The 20,792-nt window shown below is 60.6% G+C and carries 15 protein-coding genes and 1 pseudogene; 11 read left to right on the top strand and 5 right to left on the bottom strand.

Translation table 11 applies throughout. The features are described 5' to 3' along the window. Positions 1–3: 3 nt before the first annotated feature. From NDI85_RS17915 to NDI85_RS17905, 3 genes are read left to right on the top strand one after another with little or no spacing between them, the layout of a single operon-like run. A complete protein-coding gene (locus NDI85_RS17915; RefSeq protein WP_166973893.1) occupies positions 4–609 on the top strand; it encodes an OsmC family protein in 606 nt (201 codons plus the stop codon). A gap of 12 nt (positions 610–621) precedes the next feature. Further along, positions 622–1,389, top strand: a complete 768-nt coding sequence (locus tag NDI85_RS17910) for a methyltransferase domain-containing protein (RefSeq protein ID WP_310916544.1) — start codon at positions 622–624, stop codon at positions 1,387–1,389. Positions 1,390–1,394: 5 nt separating this feature from the next. Further along, positions 1,395–1,892 carry a hypothetical protein gene (locus tag NDI85_RS17905; protein WP_310916543.1) on the top strand — a complete coding sequence of 166 codons (498 nt, stop codon included), beginning with the start codon at positions 1,395–1,397 and terminating at the stop codon, positions 1,890–1,892. Between the two features lie 186 nt (positions 1,893–2,078). On the opposite strand, the gene NDI85_RS17900 is transcribed toward NDI85_RS17905, so the two are convergent. Both NDI85_RS17900 and NDI85_RS17895 read right to left on the bottom strand, forming a co-directional pair. After that, positions 2,079–6,578, bottom strand: coding sequence for a S8 family serine peptidase (locus NDI85_RS17900; RefSeq protein ID WP_310916542.1), 4,500 nt, complete (start codon positions 6,576–6,578; stop codon positions 2,079–2,081). Between the two features lies 1 nt (position 6,579). Then, positions 6,580–7,002: a hypothetical protein gene (locus NDI85_RS17895; protein ID WP_310916541.1), complete on the bottom strand. Its 423-nt coding sequence runs from the start codon at positions 7,000–7,002 to the stop codon at positions 6,580–6,582. 623 nt (positions 7,003–7,625) lie between these two features. On the opposite strand from NDI85_RS17895, the gene NDI85_RS17890 reads away from it, so the two are divergent. From NDI85_RS17890 to NDI85_RS17865, 6 genes are all read left to right on the top strand, one after another. Further along, entirely contained in the window at positions 7,626–10,364 is a 2,739-nt protein-coding gene (locus NDI85_RS17890) for a bacterio-opsin activator domain-containing protein (protein ID WP_310916540.1), read from the top strand. A gap of 417 nt (positions 10,365–10,781) precedes the next feature. Beyond that, entirely contained in the window at positions 10,782–12,185 is a 1,404-nt protein-coding gene (locus NDI85_RS17885) for a permease (RefSeq protein ID WP_310916539.1), read from the top strand. 132 nt (positions 12,186–12,317) lie between these two features. Continuing rightward, on the top strand, positions 12,318–12,908 hold the full coding sequence (locus tag NDI85_RS17880; protein ID WP_310916538.1) for a MarR family transcriptional regulator: 591 nt from the start codon (positions 12,318–12,320) through the stop codon (positions 12,906–12,908). Positions 12,909–13,030: 122 nt separating this feature from the next. Further along, positions 13,031–14,437: a multicopper oxidase family protein gene (locus NDI85_RS17875; RefSeq protein WP_310916537.1), complete on the top strand. Its 1,407-nt coding sequence runs from the start codon at positions 13,031–13,033 to the stop codon at positions 14,435–14,437. Positions 14,438–14,670: 233 nt separating this feature from the next. Beyond that, the gene (locus tag NDI85_RS17870; RefSeq protein WP_310916536.1) at positions 14,671–14,991 is read left to right on the top strand and encodes a hypothetical protein; all 321 of its coding nucleotides are present in this window, start codon (positions 14,671–14,673) and stop codon (positions 14,989–14,991) included. 57 nt (positions 14,992–15,048) lie between these two features. Beyond that, complete coding sequence (locus NDI85_RS17865; RefSeq protein ID WP_310916535.1) at positions 15,049–15,402, top strand: SHOCT domain-containing protein; 354 nt, start codon at positions 15,049–15,051, stop codon at positions 15,400–15,402. Between the two features lie 161 nt (positions 15,403–15,563). On the opposite strand, the gene NDI85_RS17860 is transcribed toward NDI85_RS17865, so the two are convergent. Together NDI85_RS17860 and NDI85_RS17855 are read right to left on the bottom strand one after the other, a co-directional pair. Continuing rightward, on the bottom strand, positions 15,564–15,992 hold the full coding sequence (locus NDI85_RS17860; RefSeq protein ID WP_396275568.1) for an IS1595 family transposase: 429 nt from the start codon (positions 15,990–15,992) through the stop codon (positions 15,564–15,566). Between the two features lie 94 nt (positions 15,993–16,086). Beyond that, complete coding sequence (locus NDI85_RS17855) at positions 16,087–16,371, bottom strand: hypothetical protein (RefSeq protein WP_310916534.1); 285 nt, start codon at positions 16,369–16,371, stop codon at positions 16,087–16,089. A gap of 202 nt (positions 16,372–16,573) precedes the next feature. Between NDI85_RS17855 and NDI85_RS17850 the strand changes: the two genes are divergently transcribed. Next, complete coding sequence (locus NDI85_RS17850; protein WP_310916533.1) at positions 16,574–17,059, top strand: hypothetical protein; 486 nt, start codon at positions 16,574–16,576, stop codon at positions 17,057–17,059. Between the two features lie 362 nt (positions 17,060–17,421). Beyond that, positions 17,422–17,864: pseudogene (locus NDI85_RS22335) on the top strand (PD-(D/E)XK nuclease family protein); the annotation flags it as partial. A gap of 18 nt (positions 17,865–17,882) precedes the next feature. On the opposite strand, the gene NDI85_RS17840 reads toward NDI85_RS22335, so the two are convergent. Then, positions 17,883–20,792: a helicase-related protein gene (locus NDI85_RS17840; RefSeq protein ID WP_310916531.1), complete on the bottom strand. Its 2,910-nt coding sequence runs from the start codon at positions 20,790–20,792 to the stop codon at positions 17,883–17,885.

Raw genomic sequence — 20,792 nt, 5'->3', positions numbered from 1 at the left:
CCCATGGTATCCGAGCGGCAGGTCAACCACGGCGTCGATACCGAGGAACTCGCCGCGTTCGCGGAACACGCCGCCGAGAATCCCGAGGAGGTCCAACTCGGACTGAGCGCCCGATCGACTTACGAAGGAACGTGCGCCCACAGTCTGGCGACGATAGACTCGTACGTCCTCGGTGGCGAGACGATCCGGCGCGACACCCGCGAGTACACCATCCCGTACGGGGGGTGGAAGGAAGTGTTGGCGGCCGGCGGCTGGGTCGGGGCAACGGATCGAATGGAACCGATCGAGGTCGCGCTCTCCGCGCTCGTCTCGTGCATCAACGTCGGCATCACCATCAACGCCGTCGCAAACGGCGTCGATATCGACCACCTCGAGACGCGCGTGCGCACCGACTTCGACCCGAGTGTCCTCTTCAGTGTGGACGATCTCGGGAACGCCGATACGGTGTTCGAGAACCTGACCGCCGAGGTCGAGATCGAGAGCCCGGACCTCGATAAGGACGAAGTCGACGAGTGGGCCCGACGGGCGCCAGTCTACACGCTCGTCTCGCTCGAACAGGACGTCAACCTCAACGTGAATACACCTGCCGAGGTGGAAGCCGACGACTGAGAGGACAGGCAAATGGCAAACTCACTCGACGTCGACAAACTCGAACAAGCGGTGAAATCGGTCTACCAAGACGTCGCTGAGGACCCCGGCGAGGAGTATCACTTCGAGATGGGGCGACCGCTGGCGGAACGCCTCGGCTATCCGCCGGAACAGCTCGATCAGATTCCCGCGGCGGCGATGGAATCGTTCGCCGGTGTGGGGTACCATTTCGACCTCGCTGCCATCGAGGACGGAGACGACGTGCTAGACCTCGGCAGTGGATCGGGCACGGACGTCTTCGTCGCCGCACTTCACGCAGGAGATTCCGGAAGCGTGACCGGGTTGGACATGACGGACGAACAACTCGAGAAGGCCCGCGCGTTGCGCGACGAGGCGGGAATGGAGACCGTCTCCTTCGAGCAGGGGTACATCGAGGATATTCCCTTCGACGACGGGACCTTCGACGTCGTCATCTCGAACGGGGTCATCAACCTCTCACCGGACAAGGAGCGGGTGTTCGCGGAATCCCAGCGGGTACTCGTTCCCGGCGGCCGGTTCGCCATCTCCGACATCATCAGCGAGGAGGTGATGCCGGAGAGCATCAAGAACGACGAGGACCTCTGGGCGGCCTGTATCGGCGGCGCCGAACAGATCGACCGGTACACGGCGGCCATAGAGGACGCTGGCTTCTCGGTGACGGACGTCCGAGAGAACACGCAGTACGAATTCATCTCGGAGCGGGCGGCGAACGCGTGCGAGAAGTACGGCGTCAAGAGCATCTCGTTAGGGGCAACCAAGTGATTACCATGGCGACAAACCAATCGGTCGCGGACGAACAGGGAGAACAGGTCCAGTACGAGTCACAGGTCCGGAACGGAGCCGCGTTGATGGCACTCGCCGGTATCGCGTTCGTCGGGTACGGAGTCGTGTTTCTCGTGTTGAACTTCGTGGGGAGTGGCTTCGAACTCGGCGTCAGTACGCTGGCTGGGATGACGAGCGCCGATCTCGATCCGGCGGTAGCGTACTACATCAGTCACCTCCACGTCGCCACCGCTGCGTTCATCATCTCGACGGGCATCGCCATCGCGGGCCTTTCGTGGTACGGCGTCCGCCAGCGGCTCACGTGGGCGTGGGCGACTGCGATCGTCGCCGCCGTTGTCGGCCTAGTGCTCGCCTTACCGATGCACTGGACGGGGGATGCGTTCGCTCATGACTGGGTGACGCATCTCGGACCGATCTACCTCGCGACGATCGTTTTCGTCGTCGGGGTCGTGTTGTCGTACCGCGGACTGCGGACCGCCTAGCCGATCGTACCGCACTTTCTCTTCACGGACGATCTCACTATCCGTTCTCGTACTGCAGACAGGGCATACCCCCGAACGAGTCCCTGTTTCGGGACCTCGTTGCCGCCGAGTGTCCCGTTCTGTCGACCTCGACCTCGCCGTCGAGGCCGGGTCGTCGCCGAGATGTTCCGACCCGGTACTGGTGGATCAGCTACCGGGTCGCCGGACTGCCAATACTGCCGCCCCGAGTACGGCAAGCAGCGCGACTACGGCGGTAAAGCCCGGCCCACTGTCACCGGTCGTCGTAGTGGCTGTCGTTTGTGCTGCTGTTTGCGTGGCAGTAGTCGGTGTGACGTCAGTCGCTGTGGCCGTCGCCACTGGCGTCGCCGTCGGCGACGGTGTCGGCGTCGACGTATCCGCAGTGACGCCAACTGGCAGCGGGCGACCGATCGCGAACGCCGAGAACCCCGGCGTCTGGGCTTCGAAGACGCCACCACCGAGATGCACCGTCTCCAGTGCCTGCCACCGTCCGCCGTGGTGACGGTAGATGGTCACGTTCGAGGGGTCCGTCTCGTTCGAGAGAGTCGAAAGCGGCACCGAGACCCGCACCGACGCGGTACTGATCTCCGAATCCGAGAGTCCGCTGACGGTGGCCCAGAAGACCGCTTCCGTCGTCGCCGTCTCGACTGGCGGCACCCCGGATGCGTCGGTCGACGGCGCGGTAACCGAGACGGTGAATCGCGATGTCGCGGCGTTCGGTGTCAACGAAACCCGTGTGACAGCGCCTGCAGTCGAGTTGGTCGTGTTCTCGAAGTCGACGTCGACGGTCGAGTTTGCCCGGACGTTCGTCACGGTCGCGTTGGCACCAGTCCCGGTGTCTACGAGTTCACTCTCGACGGGTGTCGGTGTGGGCGTCGGCGTCGGGGTTGGTGTTGTCTCGGGCGCCGGCGCCGGTGCCGGTGCTGGAGCGCTCGAGCCACCGCCGTCGCCGTCGTCAGCGCTGGCAACGGAGAGCGTATTCGATGTGGCCGTGGTCTCGATGCCAGCCGCGTCGATGGCTGTTACGGACACCGAGTGCGACCCATCGGACACGGTAGGGCCCCGATCGACCGAAACACGCCCCGTGTAGGTACCGTCCCCATCAGCATCTGTCAGCGAGACAGTGCCGGCGCCGAACGCTGCAGCGTCGGCCGTTACCGTCGTGATGCTGGAGTCGGCATCAGAGACGGTCGCCGAGACGTCGATCGTGTCGCCGTCGCTGACCGTACCATCGCCGTCGGTGGCGTCGGTAATCGTCACGGAGTCGACTGTCGGCGGTGTCGTGTCGGCGGGTGCGAGCGCAACGTCGCCCTCGGAGTAGTGGATCGGAACCGTAAGTCGGACGCCCTCGGCCGTCACCGTCGTGGACGCAGGCTTGGTCGCGTTGCCCATCGACGTGACGGTGATATTCTGTGCGTCGTCAATTCCCCACCGGGTGAGAAGAGAAGTGGGGAGGAACGCATCGAAGAACCCCCGGTTCTGCGTGTCGTTGACGTTGTAGTGTGGTGCGCCGACGTGGAGGCTGAGTGCGTCCGTCTGGGCATCGTACCGAGGCATCCCGAACGTCTGTGCGTCGGTCAGCAACATCGTCCCGGTGAACTGGTTCCGGCGGCTCTCGGTGAAGGTTCCTACGTCACTGATCGCCATATCGACGGTGGCGTTGGCGGCCACGTCGGCGTGTTCGCTCTCGTTCCAGTCGCCGCCGTTCTGTAGCTTCGATTCGTTGTACTGGACGGTGGCTGGTCGAGTGGTGACGTTGATCGCGGTCCTGTTGGGACCGAGCGACGTCGTCGTCCAGGTCGCGCTGCGGCCAGCCCCCAGAATCAACCGCGGCGTCCAGTCCTGGACCGTGATGTTGATCGCGAGCGTCGTGTTCGAAGCGACGCCCAGATCCGACAGGTCGGTTCTGTCGGTGAGGGCTGTCGCCGTTCCATCACGCAACTGGATCTGGAGCAGGCCATCAGGACCCTGCGTCAGGTAGACGTTACTCGTCAGGTTCGCCATATCGGACGGTCTGGTACCGTTGACGTGTTCGACGGACACCGTCTTCGTGACGAGTGTCACCGTCTCGTTCTGGTCGGTGGCCCCGTTGTTGCCCGAGGAGTCGTTGGCGGCGACCAGACTGACGGTGTACTGGCCAGGGGTACCGAGGTCGGTCGTGTTGAAATACGACCCCTGTGCGGTCCCGAACGCTGGGTCACGAAGCGTCCGGACGGTCTGGCCGCTCGCGTTCGTGATCTGGACTTCGACAGCCGAGAGACTCTCGTTGCTGTCGAAAGTTGTGTAGAGCGAGCGTGTGTCGACGACCTGCACTGAGAAGCCGGAGATCGCGGGCGGCGCTCGGTCGCTGATGGCCACGTCGAGTCGGTTCGTGTCCAGCGTCCCGGTGTTGCCGGCGTCGTCAGTCGCTGCAACCGTGACGGCGTAGCTACCGTTGGCAGCGGCCTCGGATGCGTCGACACCGAATGTCGTATTGTAGACGCCGTCGTCGTTGCTGTCCGAGAGTGTGACGTTCCCGGCACCGAACGAGGAGGCGTTGGCCGTGACGTGCCGAATCTCGGAGTCGTCGTCGCTGACGCCCACGGTTAGCCGGACCGTATCGGTACCCGCGACTTCCGCATCGCCGTCGGTCACGTCGACTGCTGACGCATCGGAGAGCGTGGGGGCAGTCCGGTCCGTGAGTGCCAGTTCGACGGTGCCGGTCTGTGCCGTCGCCGTCGCCCCGACAGCGTCGGTTACCGTCACAGGTACCGTGTACGTCCCGTTGTCCGCCGCTGCAGACGCATCGACGGTGACCGTCGCGTTGTAGACCGTGTCGTTGTCGCCGTCGGTCAGCGTCACGTTGCCGGCACCGAGGACCGAGGCGTTCGCCACGACCGACTGCACGCCACTCTCTGAGTCCGTCGCGGTCACGTTGATCGTCGCGACGTCACCACCATCGAGGGTCCCATTTCCGTCTGTCTCGTCGACGACCGTTGCCGAACGCACACTCGGTGGGGTGACGTCGGTTCCAGTGGCGGCGTCGACCACCGCCCAGCCATCGACCATTCCGTATCCAGTGCGATTGTTCGGTTCGCTGCGTTGTACTGTCGTGGTCTGGTTGGTAAGCGCCTGCGTGAGCCGAGACGCCGTGACCGACTCGTTTGTGCCAGCTACCAACGCAGCGACGCCGGCGACGTGCGGTGCCGATGCGGACGTCCCGGAAAACGTCCCGTACACGTCGGAGTTCACGCTACTCGGTGCGACAACGTCTGGTTTGCGGCGGCCGTCGATAGTCGGTCCACGAGAGGAGTACGCTGCCAGCGTGTCGTCGGATTCCGCCGTCGCCCCGACGGCGATCGCGTTCGAACCCGCCGCTGGCACCGTAACGCTCATCTCCGAGGTCCAGTACTCGGGCGTCGACCCACCACGGAAGAACGTGTTGAACGTCGCGTCGCCGTTTGCATTCACCTTCCTGATGTCCAGATAGAGGTCCCGAGTCCCGGACAGCGAGCTGTTCTGGATGATCTCACGCGGCGGGTACGTCCCGTCTTGACGATTCGTGGAACTGTCGACGACTGCACCCGAGGTATCGATCAGATACAGATCGTAGTCTTCGGTTCCGCGCTCCCAGTCGTCCCACGTCGTCCAAATGTCGACCGACGACGGCGTGCCCAGATAGAGCGCTTCGTCGGTCCCGGCGAAGTTGTGGTAGCTATCGGCATCGCCATCTTGGAAGGTCCCGTTCCAGTGATCTCGATTGCCGTCGTTCCCGGCCGAGTTGATCCAGACCGTTCCGTTCTCGACCGTCCGATTCACGTCTCGGTCCATCGCGGACTGGCCGTCGAGTGGCAACCCGTAGTAGCTCATCGACATGGTGACGACGTCGGCCGAAGTGTTCTGGTTGATGTAATCGACCGCTTTCTGCCACTCAGTGTACGTATCGGCTTCGATGGCGATCAGCGAGGCGTTCGGTGCCGTATCGACGACGAGTTCGCTGACGGCTGTCCCGTGTTGGTCGCTCTCGTTGGTGAACGTGCCTCCGGGGTCGTAGTAGTCGGCGACGTGGCCCCGTATCTCTGGGTGTGTGAGATCGAAGCCGCCGTCGATGACGACAACCGTGGCGTTCTCGCCGGTGACGCCGCGGTCGTGGACCTGCGTCACGTTCATGTTGTCGAGGCCGTCGCTGACGACGTGTCCCTGATCACCGGCGGTCTGTGGACGAATGGGGCGTCGAACACGAACGACCGCCTCACTGTCTGTGAGTGCCTGTACTGCCGCTTTCGGAACCATCGCCTGTACGGAGTCACCAGCCCGAACCTGTATCCGACCACCATGGTTCTCGATCACTTCGGTAACGGCCGGTCCGCTGCCGTCGGTGGCGCGAACGACGACCTGGACGTATTCGACGTCGGCAGTCGTCACAGTGCCGTCCGGACCGTCGGTGGCGAGGTCGTCCGCCAGTCGTGATCCGATTTTTTTGCTCCGGGTCGAGTCTGTGGTCGGACTGGCCGGTGTTGGCTCGTTTGGATGGCCCCCCTGATTGCCGGCTGTGCGTAGCACCGGTTCCCCGGCGGTCGTCTCAACTGGCTGTGTCGTCGACGGCGTACTGACTGCCGTGCCCACGGTCGGCGTGACCACCGACCCAAGCACGAGGAGAACCAGCGCGAGTGTGAGTACCCGACGCATCTCAGGCACTTCCCGGGCGAAGCGGTGGTTCGACCCTGTTCACGTTGCGGTCCTGAGTGACGTCGACGAGCGAATCGACAGGTACCCACCCTTGGACACGGTCGTCCGAGCGGATGTCGACCGTGATACCATAGCCCTGTGGCAGCGTGCTGTTCGCCGTGAGTATCACGACGGCCTGCACAGAGCCGTTCTGCAATCGGAGCCCGTGTGACTCGGCGTAGCGGGTCCGATTGTCCGCACGCGTCAGCTCGTAGAGTCGGTCGTCCAGTCCCGCCGGCTGTGCCGGTGTGGTCTGGCGCGGTGCTGTCGTTTCAGTCGCTGAAACCGTAGTATTCCCCTGATTCGGTGTACTGACACAGCCGGATACCGCAAGAAGTGCTGTCAGTAGACCGCAAATCCCCACTACTCTCCATGCAGCTATCACGTATTAGCCAGATCGAGTATCTTAGTAAAGTATTTTGATTCTAGATATCTCACGTTAGTATATCAGCTGCTGCAGAGGCAATTGCCATCGCAGGCACACCTACTGTGCGATAGCGAAGCGCTATCGCGATTGAGCGGGCGACAGTACTGCGACGTAGCCGTCCACTTCGGAGAGTACCGGTTCTGATACCGAACGGACGCGATCCGACGTCCCGTCGAGACCGGCGTTCGCGAGAGCGAGGCGGTCGAATCTGGAACAGCAACGCCGGCGTCGACACGCGATGGAGCAGTAGCGCGACGCCGAAGACGCTCACTGGGCCCAGGACTATAGTAGCCATTGAAAATCAATGCACACCCGACCGCACGACGGTGGTGCGGTCGGTGTGTGAATCGTTTCAATTGTTACTATAGAGAGACACCGCTCTCTGAGGACGAGCTGGGTCGAAGCAGTACGGCTGCCAACAATTCCAGACGACAGTCTTCCACGGTGACCACGCAGTAAGTGGCTTTCTTGTCAGTAGTCTATACCGAGTGGGTTAAGTTGTCGTAGCAAGTGACGCTGATATGGTTTCGAACCTCCCGAATGGAGGTCCTCCGCGACAATTTTTGGGTTCTGCTATCGAGATGGCCCCGAATAGCGCCGCTATCCTCGACGCCGACGGGACGATTCTCGCGACGAACTCTGCGTGGCAAGACAGCGCCGAAACGACCGATAGTTGGTTGCATCCTATTGGGGATGGAACAGATTATCTAAAGGCCCTCGACACAGCCGAATCGACGTCAGCGAACCGCGTGGCTGCCGGAGTCCGGGAACTGTTAGCGGGGGACCGCGAACAGTTCGAAATCGAGTACGCCTGTGAATCCCCTGACGGACCGCGATGGTTCGCGACGCAGGCGACCACCGTCGTGCACGACGGCACAAAGCACGTTACGATCACTCACTGTGAGACCACCGCCCGGAAGGACGGTCAGCGGGTCTTACGCGAGGCGTGTGAAATCAGCACAGCGCCCGACCGCTCGTTCGACGAACAGATTGCCGAACTCTTAGAACTCGGGCGTACCGCCATCGGAATCGACTATGCAACCCTCTCACGTGTACAAGACGAGAAGTACGTATTCGAATCGGTCGCGACACCAGCAGCCGACGACCTTCGGGGGACAACAGCCCCGCTCTCGGCGTTCCCGAATTGCGAGCGCGTCGTCGAGCAAACCCAGACACTAGTCCATAGGGACGTTACAGAGCAAGCCCCTGAACTGGCGGATCCCGAGTGGGGAATCGAGAGTTACATCGGCGCACCAGTCACTGTCGACGGGGAGGTGTACGGCACCTTCTGCTTCTATAGCATGGACCCACGTGCCGAAGCGTTCCCTGACTGGGCGGTGACGTTCGTAGAGTGTCTCAGCAACTGGGTGGGACACGAACTCGAACGCAGAGAACGCGAGGAACAACTCCAGCAGATCAAGACGACCGTCTCTGACGTCGTCTGGGTAAGCAGCCCAGAGAAAGACGAGATCGAGTTTGTCAGCGACTCGTACGAAGACGTCTGGGGCCGCCCGCCCGAAACACTGCGTACCGACGCCACGTCGTTCGTCGACGCCATCCATCCCGACGACCGGAAGCGAGTACAAGAAGCGCTCGTCGCCCAGCGGACCGACCCTGACGCATACGAGGAGACATACCGCGTCGTCCAGCCAGACGGAGAGATACGGTGGATTCACGACCGGTCGTCCGGCATCTACGACGACAACGGGACGCTCCGAGCCATCGTCGGCATCGCCAGTGACATCACTGAACGCAAAGAGCGCGAGCAAAAGTACCGGCGGCTGACCGAGCGGATTACTGACGCCTACTACGCCTTCGACGCCGATTGGAACGTCACCTACTGGAACGACACCGTCGCGGACCGTGGCGATATGCCAGCGGCGGATATCCTCGGCAAGCATTTTTGGGACGTGTATCCCGAACTCGAAGGGACCGTCTACGAGGAGACGGTCCGGAACGCCATGGAATCACAGGAGCCGAAGTCGTGTGAGTTCTATTACGAGAGCGACGACTACTGGATCGAACTGCAGGCGTATCCCGATAAAGGAGGGGTCAGCGTCATCTCACAGCAGATTACCGAGCGGAAAAAGCGCGAGCAGACGCTCGCACAGCAGCGGGACGAACTCACCCAGCTAAAACGGCTCAATACGCTCGTTCGGAACCTCACACAGGCACTCCAGAACACGACCACGCGAGACGGCATCGAGACTGCCGTCTGTGACCGTCTGACCGACTCCGACCTGTACCAGACGGTCTGGATCGGCACGCGGAGCCAGTCGGACTCGAACGACTCGACCGTCGTCCCACAGACGAGTGCCGGCGTCGGCGACGACTATCTCGGCGGGATTCCGGGCGGCGAACCGGGCCCTGCACTCGTCGCAGTCCAGACAGGTGAGATACAGGTCATCGACGATATCGCCACTGCGGATCGATTCCCGGACTACCGACGAGAGATAGCGCTCGAAAACGGGCATCACTCGCTTGCGGCGGTCCCCATCGCCACTGACGAAACGACGTACGGCGTGCTGGTCGTCTACACGCCACAAAAGCACACGATCAGTGAGGCCGAGCAGAAAGTACTCGTCGATCTCGGGCGGAGTATCGCACTCGCCATTCAGCGAGTGCACAGCCAGCGCTCGCTTACAGCCGAGACCGCTGTTGCTCTCGAATTTCGGATTGCCGATTCCGCGATTGCTTTCGCCGAAGTAACGGTCGAGCTAGGATGCGAACTCGAACTCGAACAGCGTGTTCCGACCAGCGGTGGCGGCTACATCTATTATCTCACGGTTCTGGGAGGTGATTCAGCACGGGTATGTGACCATCTGGAGGAGGGATGTCTGGTGAGAGACAGTCGCGTGGTGCGTGCCACGACGGACGACGAGCCGGGACTCGTCGAGACCCGTCTCGAGGAGACACCTCGGCTGCCGCTCGACGTCCTCACTGACTATGGCGCGTCCATGACGAGAGCGCGCGCAGACGACGGTGACATCTCACTCAGCGTCGAACTGCCACCGGAAGTGGCTGTCGGCTCCCTGCTTACTGATCTCCGTGAGATTGTCCCCACGATCGAGGTCGTCAGTAAACGGCACGTCGACCGGCCGACGAGGACAGTAACCGCCCTGCGAGAGCAGGTGAACGATCTGCTGACACCGAAACAGGGGGCTGCGATCAAGGCGGCCTACTCGCGAGGATACTACCGCTGGCCACGCGATACGACAGTAGAGGAACTCGCCGAAACGTTCGACATCTCTTCGCCAGCGCTGCACTACCGACTCCGGAAAGCACACCACACCGTGATTTCGTCCCTTTTAGACGAGTAGCTGGCAGAATAGCACATCCGGTCGTACTGTGCAGGTCGCGGGTGTACAGCCACGAGACGGGCAGGACGGCGAACTGGGTTGTGCCGTGTGACAGCGCGTCGTCGATGGGCAGTCCGCCGTCGCGGAGTCGATGGTCACCGGCGAGCGTCGCCAGCGATTGAAATCCCTCGTCAGAGTGTGAGACCGAGAACTGCTCCAGCACCTCCGACGCTATCGGTGGCGAGTCCGAGAAGGAGCCGATACGACGCCGTCCAGTGGACGGGTCGGTTACGGACTCCCAGTTCTCCTCGGGGGACGCGTCGATGACGATGCCGGCTCTGTCGGTGACGTATTACCTTCGAATACAAGCTCTACTCCGCCCACTGCCCCAGTTTCGTAAGAACAAACACCAAAACAGATGCCCGTGATGGTATAGGTATGCAAGCCGTCCTCGTCGACGGAATCCTCGAATCCGTACGAATAGGTGTCGGATTCCTCTGGACGGCGGCGTGGGCGATCATCATGGGCCTGGTGATCACGAGTCTCGTTCAAGTCTACGTCTCGAAAGAGCGGATGGCCAACGTACTCGGAGAGGGGAACCTGAGTGGCCTCACGAAAGCAACCGTATTCGGCGCCGCGAGTAGTGGTTGTAGCTTCGGCGCGGTCGCCATCGGGAAGGGGCTGTTCAAGAAGGGAGCGCACACGGTGAACTTCTTCGCGTTCATGTTCGCCTCGACGAACCTCATCGTCGAACTCGGGCTGATGATCCTCATCCTCCTCGGCTGGGAGTTTCTGGTTGCAGAACTCCTTGGCGGCGTCGTCCTCATCGCCGTGATGGCGATCCTCGTCCATCTGACGCTCCCCGAGAACCTCTTCGAGCAAGTACGACAGGAACTGAATCAACGCGACCACGAACAGGGGATCACCGAGGATCCGACCTGCGGGATGGAGGGCAAAGACGAGTACTCGATCACGACCGACGGCGGCGAGACGCTGAAGTTCTGTTCAGAAGGTTGCATGGAGACATACCAGCAGGAGGCCGCAAGTAGCGGCGGATGGCGCGACGAACTCCTCTCGTGGGGCGGCTGGTACAAAGTCGGGAATCAGTATCGCAAGGAGTGGTCGATGATCTGGACGGACGTCGTTGCGGGCTTTCTCATCTCGGGATTCGTCATCGTCTTCGTCCCGCAGTGGGTGTGGAACACGCTCTTCCTCCAGGGTGATGGACTCCTCGTCAGTGCCGAGAACGCGATCATGGGCGTCGCCATCGCCGTAATCAGCTTCGTCGGCAGCATGGGCAACGTCCCGTTCGCTGTCGCGCTTTGGGGTGGCGGCATCAGCTTCGCGGGTGTCATCGCGTTCGTCTACGCCGACCTCATCACGATTCCCGTCCTGAACGTCTATCGGAAGTACTACGGCTGGAAGGTGATGCTGTACATACTCGGTATCTTCTTCGTGACGATGGCGTTCACAGGCTTTCTCATGGAGGAACTGTTCAGCGCTCTCGGTATCGTCCCGAATCTCGCTGGCGGGGAGACAGCCTCCGAACAGACGTACTTCGAACTTAACTACACGTTCTACCTCAACATCGTCGCGTTCGCCCTCTCTGGCTTCCTCCTCTACGTCTACCGACGTGGACTCGGTGCACCCGGCCAGTACCGTGACCCAGTCTGTGGGATGCGAACCGACGACAGCGGGCCGAGCCTCACCCACGACGGCGAGACGTACTACTTCTGCTCGGAGCGGTGCAAGCGATCGTTCGAGAACCGTCCCTCCGAATTTGCACAGCAACACCCGCGAGTCTCAGAGACGGGGTCTTCCCAGAGCCATGAACATCACTGAACGCCACGGCTTGATTCCAAGGGTCGCGGCCAGGCAGTCCCGAGTCTTGTCCCGCCCAATCACAACTGGTACACCGATGTCTCGCCAACTCTCAGGCATGAACAAGCATAACGGCAGGTCGAGGCGGGATGGATGAACCGACAGCGAGCCGATACAGTGGTCGGGCTTCTCGTCGCTGCCGTCCTCATCGTCGGCGGAGCACTCAGCTGGCAAGCGTACCAGCAACAGCAAGCCTTCGAGCAGATGGGCTCGATGATGGGAACATCGATGGGGGCGGTTCACGGAACGAATCAGCTCTGGTACGTCCTCGGAACACTCCTCGTCTCGGCTGTCCTCGGTGGGGGGTATCTCGCGGTGCGGGACGACCTCACTAGCACAGACGTAACCGTCCGCTCACAGAATGAAATGGCGAACCCGACCGACCCCGAGATCGCCGAATCACCGGAGGAGGCCACACAACCAGATGGGGCCATCAATCCAGAGTCTCAGCCACAGGCTCGCGTGTTGGACCTCTTGCCAGATGATGAACGCCGCATCCTCGAACCGGTCCTTTCCTCGCCCGGCATCACGCAGATCGAATTACGGGATCGCTCGGACTTCTCGAAGAGCAAGGTGAGCCAGACGGTTAGTGCCCTCGAGAAACGCGGCCTGCTGTACCGCGAGCGCCAAGGGCGGACGTATCGTATCTATCCGAGTGACGACCTACAAGAGAGAAGTAGGTGAACTAGCGGGCCATTTCCGCCGATACAGAACCATTCACCGGGTGCTGAAATCGAACCGAGCGATGGTCGTATGACCCTCCTTCAGCGCGAGGCCTATACTCGCTGAGTACGAAAACACGGGAAATGACCTCCACAGGATTCTCCCGTCGCAGGCTTCTCCAGTTGACGGGCGCGTCTACTCTCGGAGCGCTCGCGGGCTGTGCCGGTCAGCTACCGGGCACCGGCGATGAGGGTGGTCGTGAGGTAACGCCACGCTCGACAGTCACGTCCGAGCCAGATAGCTCCGTCAGCCTCACCGCGGGGTCCGGGACGATTCGGCCAGCCCCCGAGACTTCGACGACGAACTGGATGTACGAGGGTCAATTTCCGGGACCGGAATTACGCGTTCAGGAGGGTGACGTACTCAGCGTCGAGTTGACCAACGACCTTCAAGAAGAGACGACGGTTCACTGGCACGGGGTTCCCGTTCCGAACCCGGTCGACGGCGTGCCAAACGTGACGCAAGACCCGATCGCACCCGGTGAGACGTTCACGTACACGTTTCGTGCCGAACCCGCTGGCACGTACTTCTATCACAGCCACGTCGGCCTCCAACTCGACCGGGGATTGCTCGGGCCACTGATCGTCGAAGAGCGTGAGCCACACGTCGAGTACGACCGCGAGTACGTCGTCGTCGTCGACGATTACCTCCCTGGAGAGCCGGAACTCCCCTCCGGCGGCGGCAGGGGTGGGGGAGGTGGGATGATGGGTGACGTTCGTCCACCGTACGAGGGTCTCCTGCTAAACGGTTGGCTTCCAGCGGATCCACCGACGTTCGGAGTGGCAGAAGGGGAGCGGGTGCGCCTCCGGTTCGTGAACGCCGGGAGCGCGACAGTCTTCGGTGTACGAATCGCAGGCCACGAGATGACAGTGACCCACGCCGATGGTCGACCTGTCGAACCCGTCGACGTGGACTCGTTCGTCTTTGGGGCCGGTGAGCGCTACGACGTCGTGATTGAGACGACGAACCCGGGCACGTGGGCCGTTCAAGCGGATGCGCTCGATGGAAACGAACCACCAGCCAGGGCTGTCGTCGAGTACGAGTCAGCGGGCGGGGGGAGCCCACAGCGTCCGTCGTCGGCCAGTAACCGACTGCAGTACGGAGACTTGCGGGCGATCTCCTCACTCGACGGGGTGAGTGGAGATCCGGATCGAACGTTCGATCTGACGCTCTCCCGCGGCAGAGGCCAGTCCTACACGTGGACGATAGACGGGCAGGCCTACCCGGACGCCGACCCGCTCCAGGTCCGGCCCGACGAACACGTCCGAATTCGGATGACCAATCAGAGTCCGGTCGTTCACCCGATGCACCTTCACGGCCACTTCTTCCAAGTCGGCAACGCGATCAAAGACACGGTTATCGTGCCCGGGCATAGAGGGCAGGTGACGATTGACTTCCACGCCGACAACCCCGGCCGGTGGTTGTTCCACTGTCACAACCTGTATCATCTCGATGCGGGGATGGCGCGTGTCGTGAAATACGTCGAATGATCTGGTTGAAGAGCCGGTTTCGGATCGTTCATACTATCGTTCGTGTGGTCTTGGCCCTGTCCGGGAGAGGAAGGATTGAGGGGCCACCCCAGCGAATGCGAGCCGGATGAACGATTCTATTCCTGAAAAACGTTTAGAGCGCCCTATACACGTTCTCGAACGATCTCCTGTGTGGATTCACACCCACGTTGATAACTCCCGAGCAGTCCTACGAGTAACCGAGGAGAAAGACAATGACCAACTTCACACTCGGCCGCTGGCTGCTCGTGGCGCTCGCGATCGTCGGACTCGCGTTCGCCGCGCCCGTGGTCAGCGCACACGGCACCGACACGACCGCTGACGACGCGCCCACGGACAATGCCACCGCAGATGGATGGGCCACTTGGATGGAGGCACAGATGACCGAACACATGGGTCCGGGTAGCGTCGAGTGGATGGAGTCACACATGGGTGTGACCGTCGACGAGATGGTCCAAGATATGGCTGGCGAGGAATACCACGACGGGGCTAACGACGACTACAACGGCGGGATGTACGGGCAGGGCCACTGCTGACGGCCCTGACCGTTTCGATCGCTTCAACCGAACACCACGATTCACCAACGCAGGATAATGACGCAACTCACCACTCACATCGGACGCACTGCTCGTCGACTCGCGATACTCGCCGTCCCGCTGCTGGTCGCGGCGACTGGAACGGCTGCTGCCCACGGCGGTGGGAGCTACGGCGGCGGTATGATGGGCGGCGACTGGGGCCTCTTCGGCGGAACGATGGGCCTCTGGGGAGTCCTCTGGATGGGGCTCCTCGTCGCCGTCCCCCTCTACCTCGTCTATGCGCTCCTCGACCGAGGATCCGGTGGGAACGAAGAGCAATCGCTGTCGGTTCTCCGTGAACGCTATGCCCGCGGTGAGATCTCGGACGACGAATTCGATCGACGGCGAACACAGCTCGAACGTACCGGATGACCGCAGCAGTTGCTGTTCCAGCCGATACACCACACCCCAACACCCGCCGTTGCGGCACCAACCGTTAACCCCGTGACGGGGCGTGTATTTTACGAGCTACGCTCATGCGTAGCACATTGTTGATTTCAGAGCGGCGGTCGAACATCGTGTTTGAGTGCGTCTCATCCCGGTTTTCGGTACAGCTTCCGCCGGAGTTGGAACGCTCTGAGATACTGTGTCAGCTTGTCCTTCGAGATACCTTGATGGGGTGAGAGCCACCGTCGCGTCAGCGACACGTGGCTCTCGCAGCTGTTGACGTGCATCTCGGCGTCGGCGTATTCACCGTCACCGTGGACGACGTACTCGCGGGTGAATGCGTCGTCTTCTTCGAGCGGTTCGTACGCTCGAAAGCCGTCGGTATAGACGGTGAACGACTCCTGCTGGCGGTCGACCAACAGGAGTCGAATCGTCGATTCGTCTGCGGCTTTCGCCGGGATCACGTACCGCTGTCCAGTACCTCGGTCAGCGAGAATGAACACGGATGGCTTGTCGCCATCGTAGGAACCACGGCCACGCGCCTGGTTCCGAGAATTCCGCGAACTGGGGCTCACAGTCGCCGTTTACAACCTCGAGCGTTCGATCAAACAGTGACCGCTACACCGGATTCGACAAGGAACTGTCAGACAGGACAGATAGCCTGACGGATTACTCAGCCGTCAAACGGATCTTCAATATCGCCCGAAGCCCGTCGAGTCCGGCGACGACGACTAGTATCTGAATCAGAACGACTACCTGGTCGATGGCTTCGTTAATAACCACGAACAGAAACGATATAATCCCCCAATGGATCAATAGGTTCCCGATTATCTTCTCCTCTCTTTGCTGATCTTTCTCTCCGGTTATGACGGTCCTGTGCGGTACGAATTCGATCTCGAATACCCGGGACGGTACTTTCTGTTCTCTAATTGCGTATCCGAGGACCAGGAACACTACTCCGAAGGCGACGTATCGTAAACTAAAACGACGCTATCGCGTCAAAAACCGAAACCATAACTGTCGGTTCTCGTCACAGACAAGAGAATCTTACTATACCGGATTTACTATTACAATAAATAGTTGCAGAATTGATATTATTTATGGATGGTCTTCAATTGGCAATGTTATTAATTTAAGTAGGTCTGGTTCGAACTCAATGGCCGATCGAAATGGCCCACTGGACAGACGCACAGTCCTCAAGAATGTTGGTGCGGCATCGGCGTTGACTATCCTTCCGCTAACGGTAAGCGCGAAAGAAAGCTACCCAACAGTCGACGAGGGAGACCTAAGTGACGCTCCGCTTTCCGAGATAGTCGTCGATTCGCCCGAATCGGCCTCGGAGCATCCACACCACAATCGGATTGCCTTCTCGACGTCCGTGTTTAGTGACGGACTGGAACTGTACGTTGCAGACGGCGTGGACTCTCTCACGTCGAATCCAGACGCGATATACCAGGTAACGTCGGCCTCGGTAGCGGGCGTTCTTAACGTAACCTGGAAGAAGGGGAACCGGGTCCAGTTCTGGCGAGATGGTCTCGTGTACGAACTGAAAATTCCCCCATCGCACAAAGCGTTCGAACCGAAACAAGTGGACGAACGAACAGTTCCGGAAGACGCCGAAGTCGACGGAGGTGAACACTAATGGCGTACATCGACATCAACTACTGCGAGGCCGTTCCGGACGCAGCTGGTGGTGGAGAATTGTGTGCAGCAATTCAGGACAGACCGACTGAGGAGCGACGCGAGTGCGCTCACGGACGCGAGACTCCCAAGATATTCACTATCGACGGCAACATAGACCTCATCAGCAACGCGCTCTTCGACATCAACGGGATTCTGGGTCGGCGTCAACGACTGGAACCAGCCGTGCATCTACATCGGAAACGAACATGCCCCGGTCTGCGTGGACGGAACGGAGATCGCACAGCCGGTTCTCGCTCTTTGACGACGCCGGCGTCGGAATTCGAGAGCTCAGCTCTCGATGAGCCTATTGCGGCAGCTACCGTCGATGCCGACCAAGCCAACGCCATCACGGCTGCCGCCCACCGGCTGGACACGGTTTCGATTTCGCCCCTGCTCGATGATATCGACGAAGAGGCGGCGACGCTGATCGAGGACCTGCTGGCTACACTGGAGTCGCTCCGAACGGGCGACGTCGAAAATGCGACCGAGACGCTCCGACAGCTGTTAGACGACCGGTTCGACCTGGAGCGGCGACCGAGGATTATGCCAGCGGCGCCGACCGAACCGTCGAACAGCGGGCCTACGACCCCGTGGACGAGGTCCGCTCCTCGTTCGAGGCGCTGGAGGCGGTCAATAGCGACCTCTCTCCGTTGGCACTGTTCACTCGCGCCTTCGATGGTGGGCCGGTTCGAATCCCGCAGAGCGCTGCCGGCAGCCACGTCGAAGTGATGGGCCTGCTCGACGCCCGGATGCAGTCCTTCGAAAGCCGATCGGGGATTCGGTTATATCGAGAGAGTTAAGCAAAGGTTCTCGATCTCAGGAGCAAGCGAGATGACCTGTGCTTTACGTTGTAACTCCTGTCGGCGTCGCTCGATGCGCTCTTCGAGCTTCGAGAGTCGATCCCGCTGTCTTCTAATTGCGATATCCATGTCAGTCCCAGCTTCTGCCTTCCGCTCATAATCGGCGATAAACGTCTCGATCCGTTCCCGTTCGGATTCCGCATATGCTTCAAGATCTGCAAGTTCTTGCTGTGTCTCTTCACGCCTCCGTTTCTGGAGTTCGTCCCGACGTGACTCGACTCGTTGACTAATGTATCGGTCGGCAGACGACCGCATCTCACCCTCGTTTTCTAGCAGGACTCGAATCGGCGCTTCCTCGGGCGAACCTTTGATGCTATCCCCATCGACGACTCGCTGTCCGAGACGCTCTTGGGGATCGTTGTGTGCTGCATCGACGAAGACTGGGAGGATCTCTTCACGAATCACGTCGCCGGTACCGTCCTCAAATCGGACTCGGTAGTTGTAGGTGATCCCTGGGTCGTCGACGAACGGGAGCATCTTGAGACCAACCGCACCCTGTTCGCCGTCGAGGACACACTCCATCAACTCTTGGACCAGCTGTGCATCCGGGGAGATATATTCGATGTCGTCGTGATCCATCGCGAACTCGCGATTGAATGTGAACGGACCATAGGGCTCGCCATCGGTAGTCCGACTGAGCTCATCGGGTAACTCGGCCCGGAACAGATTCGTTCCGGCTTTCTCGACATCGCCACCAAGTGCCCCGATCCCACGTTCGAAGAACTCCCGAATGTCGGCCTCGCTGCCGTAGACGTCCTCGGATTGATCCATCACTTCTTGGATCTTCTCCCGGCTCTCCTGGTCGAAGGTACTCGTGTCGACGAGACTGCGCTCGTACCACTCCTGGAGCGTCCGCTGTCGTTCGTCGATGAGTTCTTCGAGTTCCGCTTTCGTCGCACTCGCTGGTTCGTCATTCCGGATGGACTCCATGATGAGCGAGTCCACGTCGATATCGTCGAGCATCCCGAGGACGTCAGCAGTGTTCCCGAGCTTCCCCCGGATGGTCTCGACTTTGTCCTGGAGCATCTCGAAGATCTCACCTTCGCGAGTATCCTCGAACGTGAAGTTCCACACCTTCACTTCCTTGTCCTGGCCATACCGGTGGAGGCGACCGATCCGCTGTTCGAGCCGGTTCGGATTCCACGGCAACTCGTAGTTGACCATGATGTGGCAACTGTGCTGGAGGTCGATCCCTTCGCTCGCCGCGTCAGTCGCGAACAGTAGTCGAGACTGTCCGTGGTTGAACTCGTCTTCGATCTTCGCCCGGTCCTCTTTGTCGACGTCACCGTGGATGGTTAGAATCTCGTCGGCCCACGGTTCGTCCTTCACGATATCGAGAATGTAATCGAGCGTATCCCGGTACTCGGTGAACAGCAGCACCTTCTCGTTCGGGTTCTCTTCGAGTAGTTGCTGGATGTACCGACGGACTTTCTGGGCCTTCGAATCGACCGGGATTCCTTCGGCGAGGGAGACGAGGTCACGAAGCGTTTCGATCTCCTCTTCGAGTTGGGCGTCACTCTCGGTGATAGTGAGCCCTGCAAGCTCTTCCTCTGCCTTCCGCTTGTCTTCTTCGTCGAGGTCTTCGCCTTCGAGGTAGGCCGTGGCCTCTTCGGAGAGAGAGGTCGCAGTCGATTGTTGGTCGACTAGGTTCGCCAGTCGGCGGCTTAGGGTGGCTTTGATTGCTCCGATACTGCTTACGAGGCGCTTCTGCATCAGCGCCATCGCGAAGCCGACTGCAGGCTCGTTGAGCTGCTCCGAGCGGTTGTAGACGTGTTTGACGTACTCGGTGACTGCTTGGTAGAACTGCCGCTCTTCGTGTGTTCGCTCGACGGGAATCGTCCCTACTTCGCGATTCGGGAAAATCCGTTCACCGTTGTCGTCGTAGATCGTTTGCTTGCCGCGACGCATCATCACGCGGTCGACGGCCTCCTTCGAGAGTTCCTGATCTTCCGCGACGAGGAACGGATCGATATATTCGACGAGTGAGCGGAAGGCGTCTCCCTTGCCGTCGTGTGGGGTCGCACTGAGGAGCAAGAGCGAGTCGGAATTGTCGGCGACACGTTCCACCATCTTCGAGGTCTTGCTCGGGGACTCACCGCGCTTGGCCGCCTTGTGCGCTTCGTCGACGACGACAACGTCCCAGAACGCATTGTCGAGCTCGTCGCGGAACTCTTCCTGACGCAGAAACGCCATGCTCGTGACCATCTGCTGATGGTCCTGATTCCAGACGTTGGCCTCCTCGCCAAGCCGGCGTCGCTCGCCTTCGACCCACTGCCGGTCGCCAGGCGTCAGTGAGAGATCGAAGAAGCGGTCCATATCTCGAACCCACTTCTTCTGGAGATGTGCCGGAACGACGAACAGCACCCGATCTGCCCGGTTGCGTGCAGTGAGTTCTTTGAGGACGAGTCCCGCCTCGATCGTCTTGCCCAGCCCGACGTCGTCGGCGATGAGCGCACGCTGGCGGAGCTTCTGCATCACCCAGTTGACGCAGGCCAGTTGGTACGGCTCCAGGCGAACCAACGAGTTGGAGATGCTGAGCAGTTGCCCTTGCTCGTGGGCGATCTGGAGCTGGAGGGCCTGCGAGCGTAAGTCGAACCACTCCGCAGAGACAGCGCCGTGATCCGGATGCAGTTGCCCGGCAGTTGCGGTATCGAGTGTGCCCAGTTGTTCTCGCTTCGGCTCGATGCTCACGTCGCCGATGCAGACGGTCTTCACACCGACGTCCTCGACGTAGGCTCTGAGATAATCGAGATCGCCGACGGAGTACGTCTTGATGACCTCGGCGGGCTGTTCGTTGAGGAGAATCGTGTCTCCGGGTTCGAGGTCAGCCAT

It is taken from the genome of Haloarcula sp. S1AR25-4, assembly GCF_031624555.1.
GTDB classification, from domain to species: Archaea; Halobacteriota; Halobacteria; order Halobacteriales; family Haloarculaceae; genus Haloarcula; species Haloarcula pellucida.
Note: the sequence above shows the minus strand (reverse complement) of the source record. Positions and strands in the feature narration are given on the sequence as shown.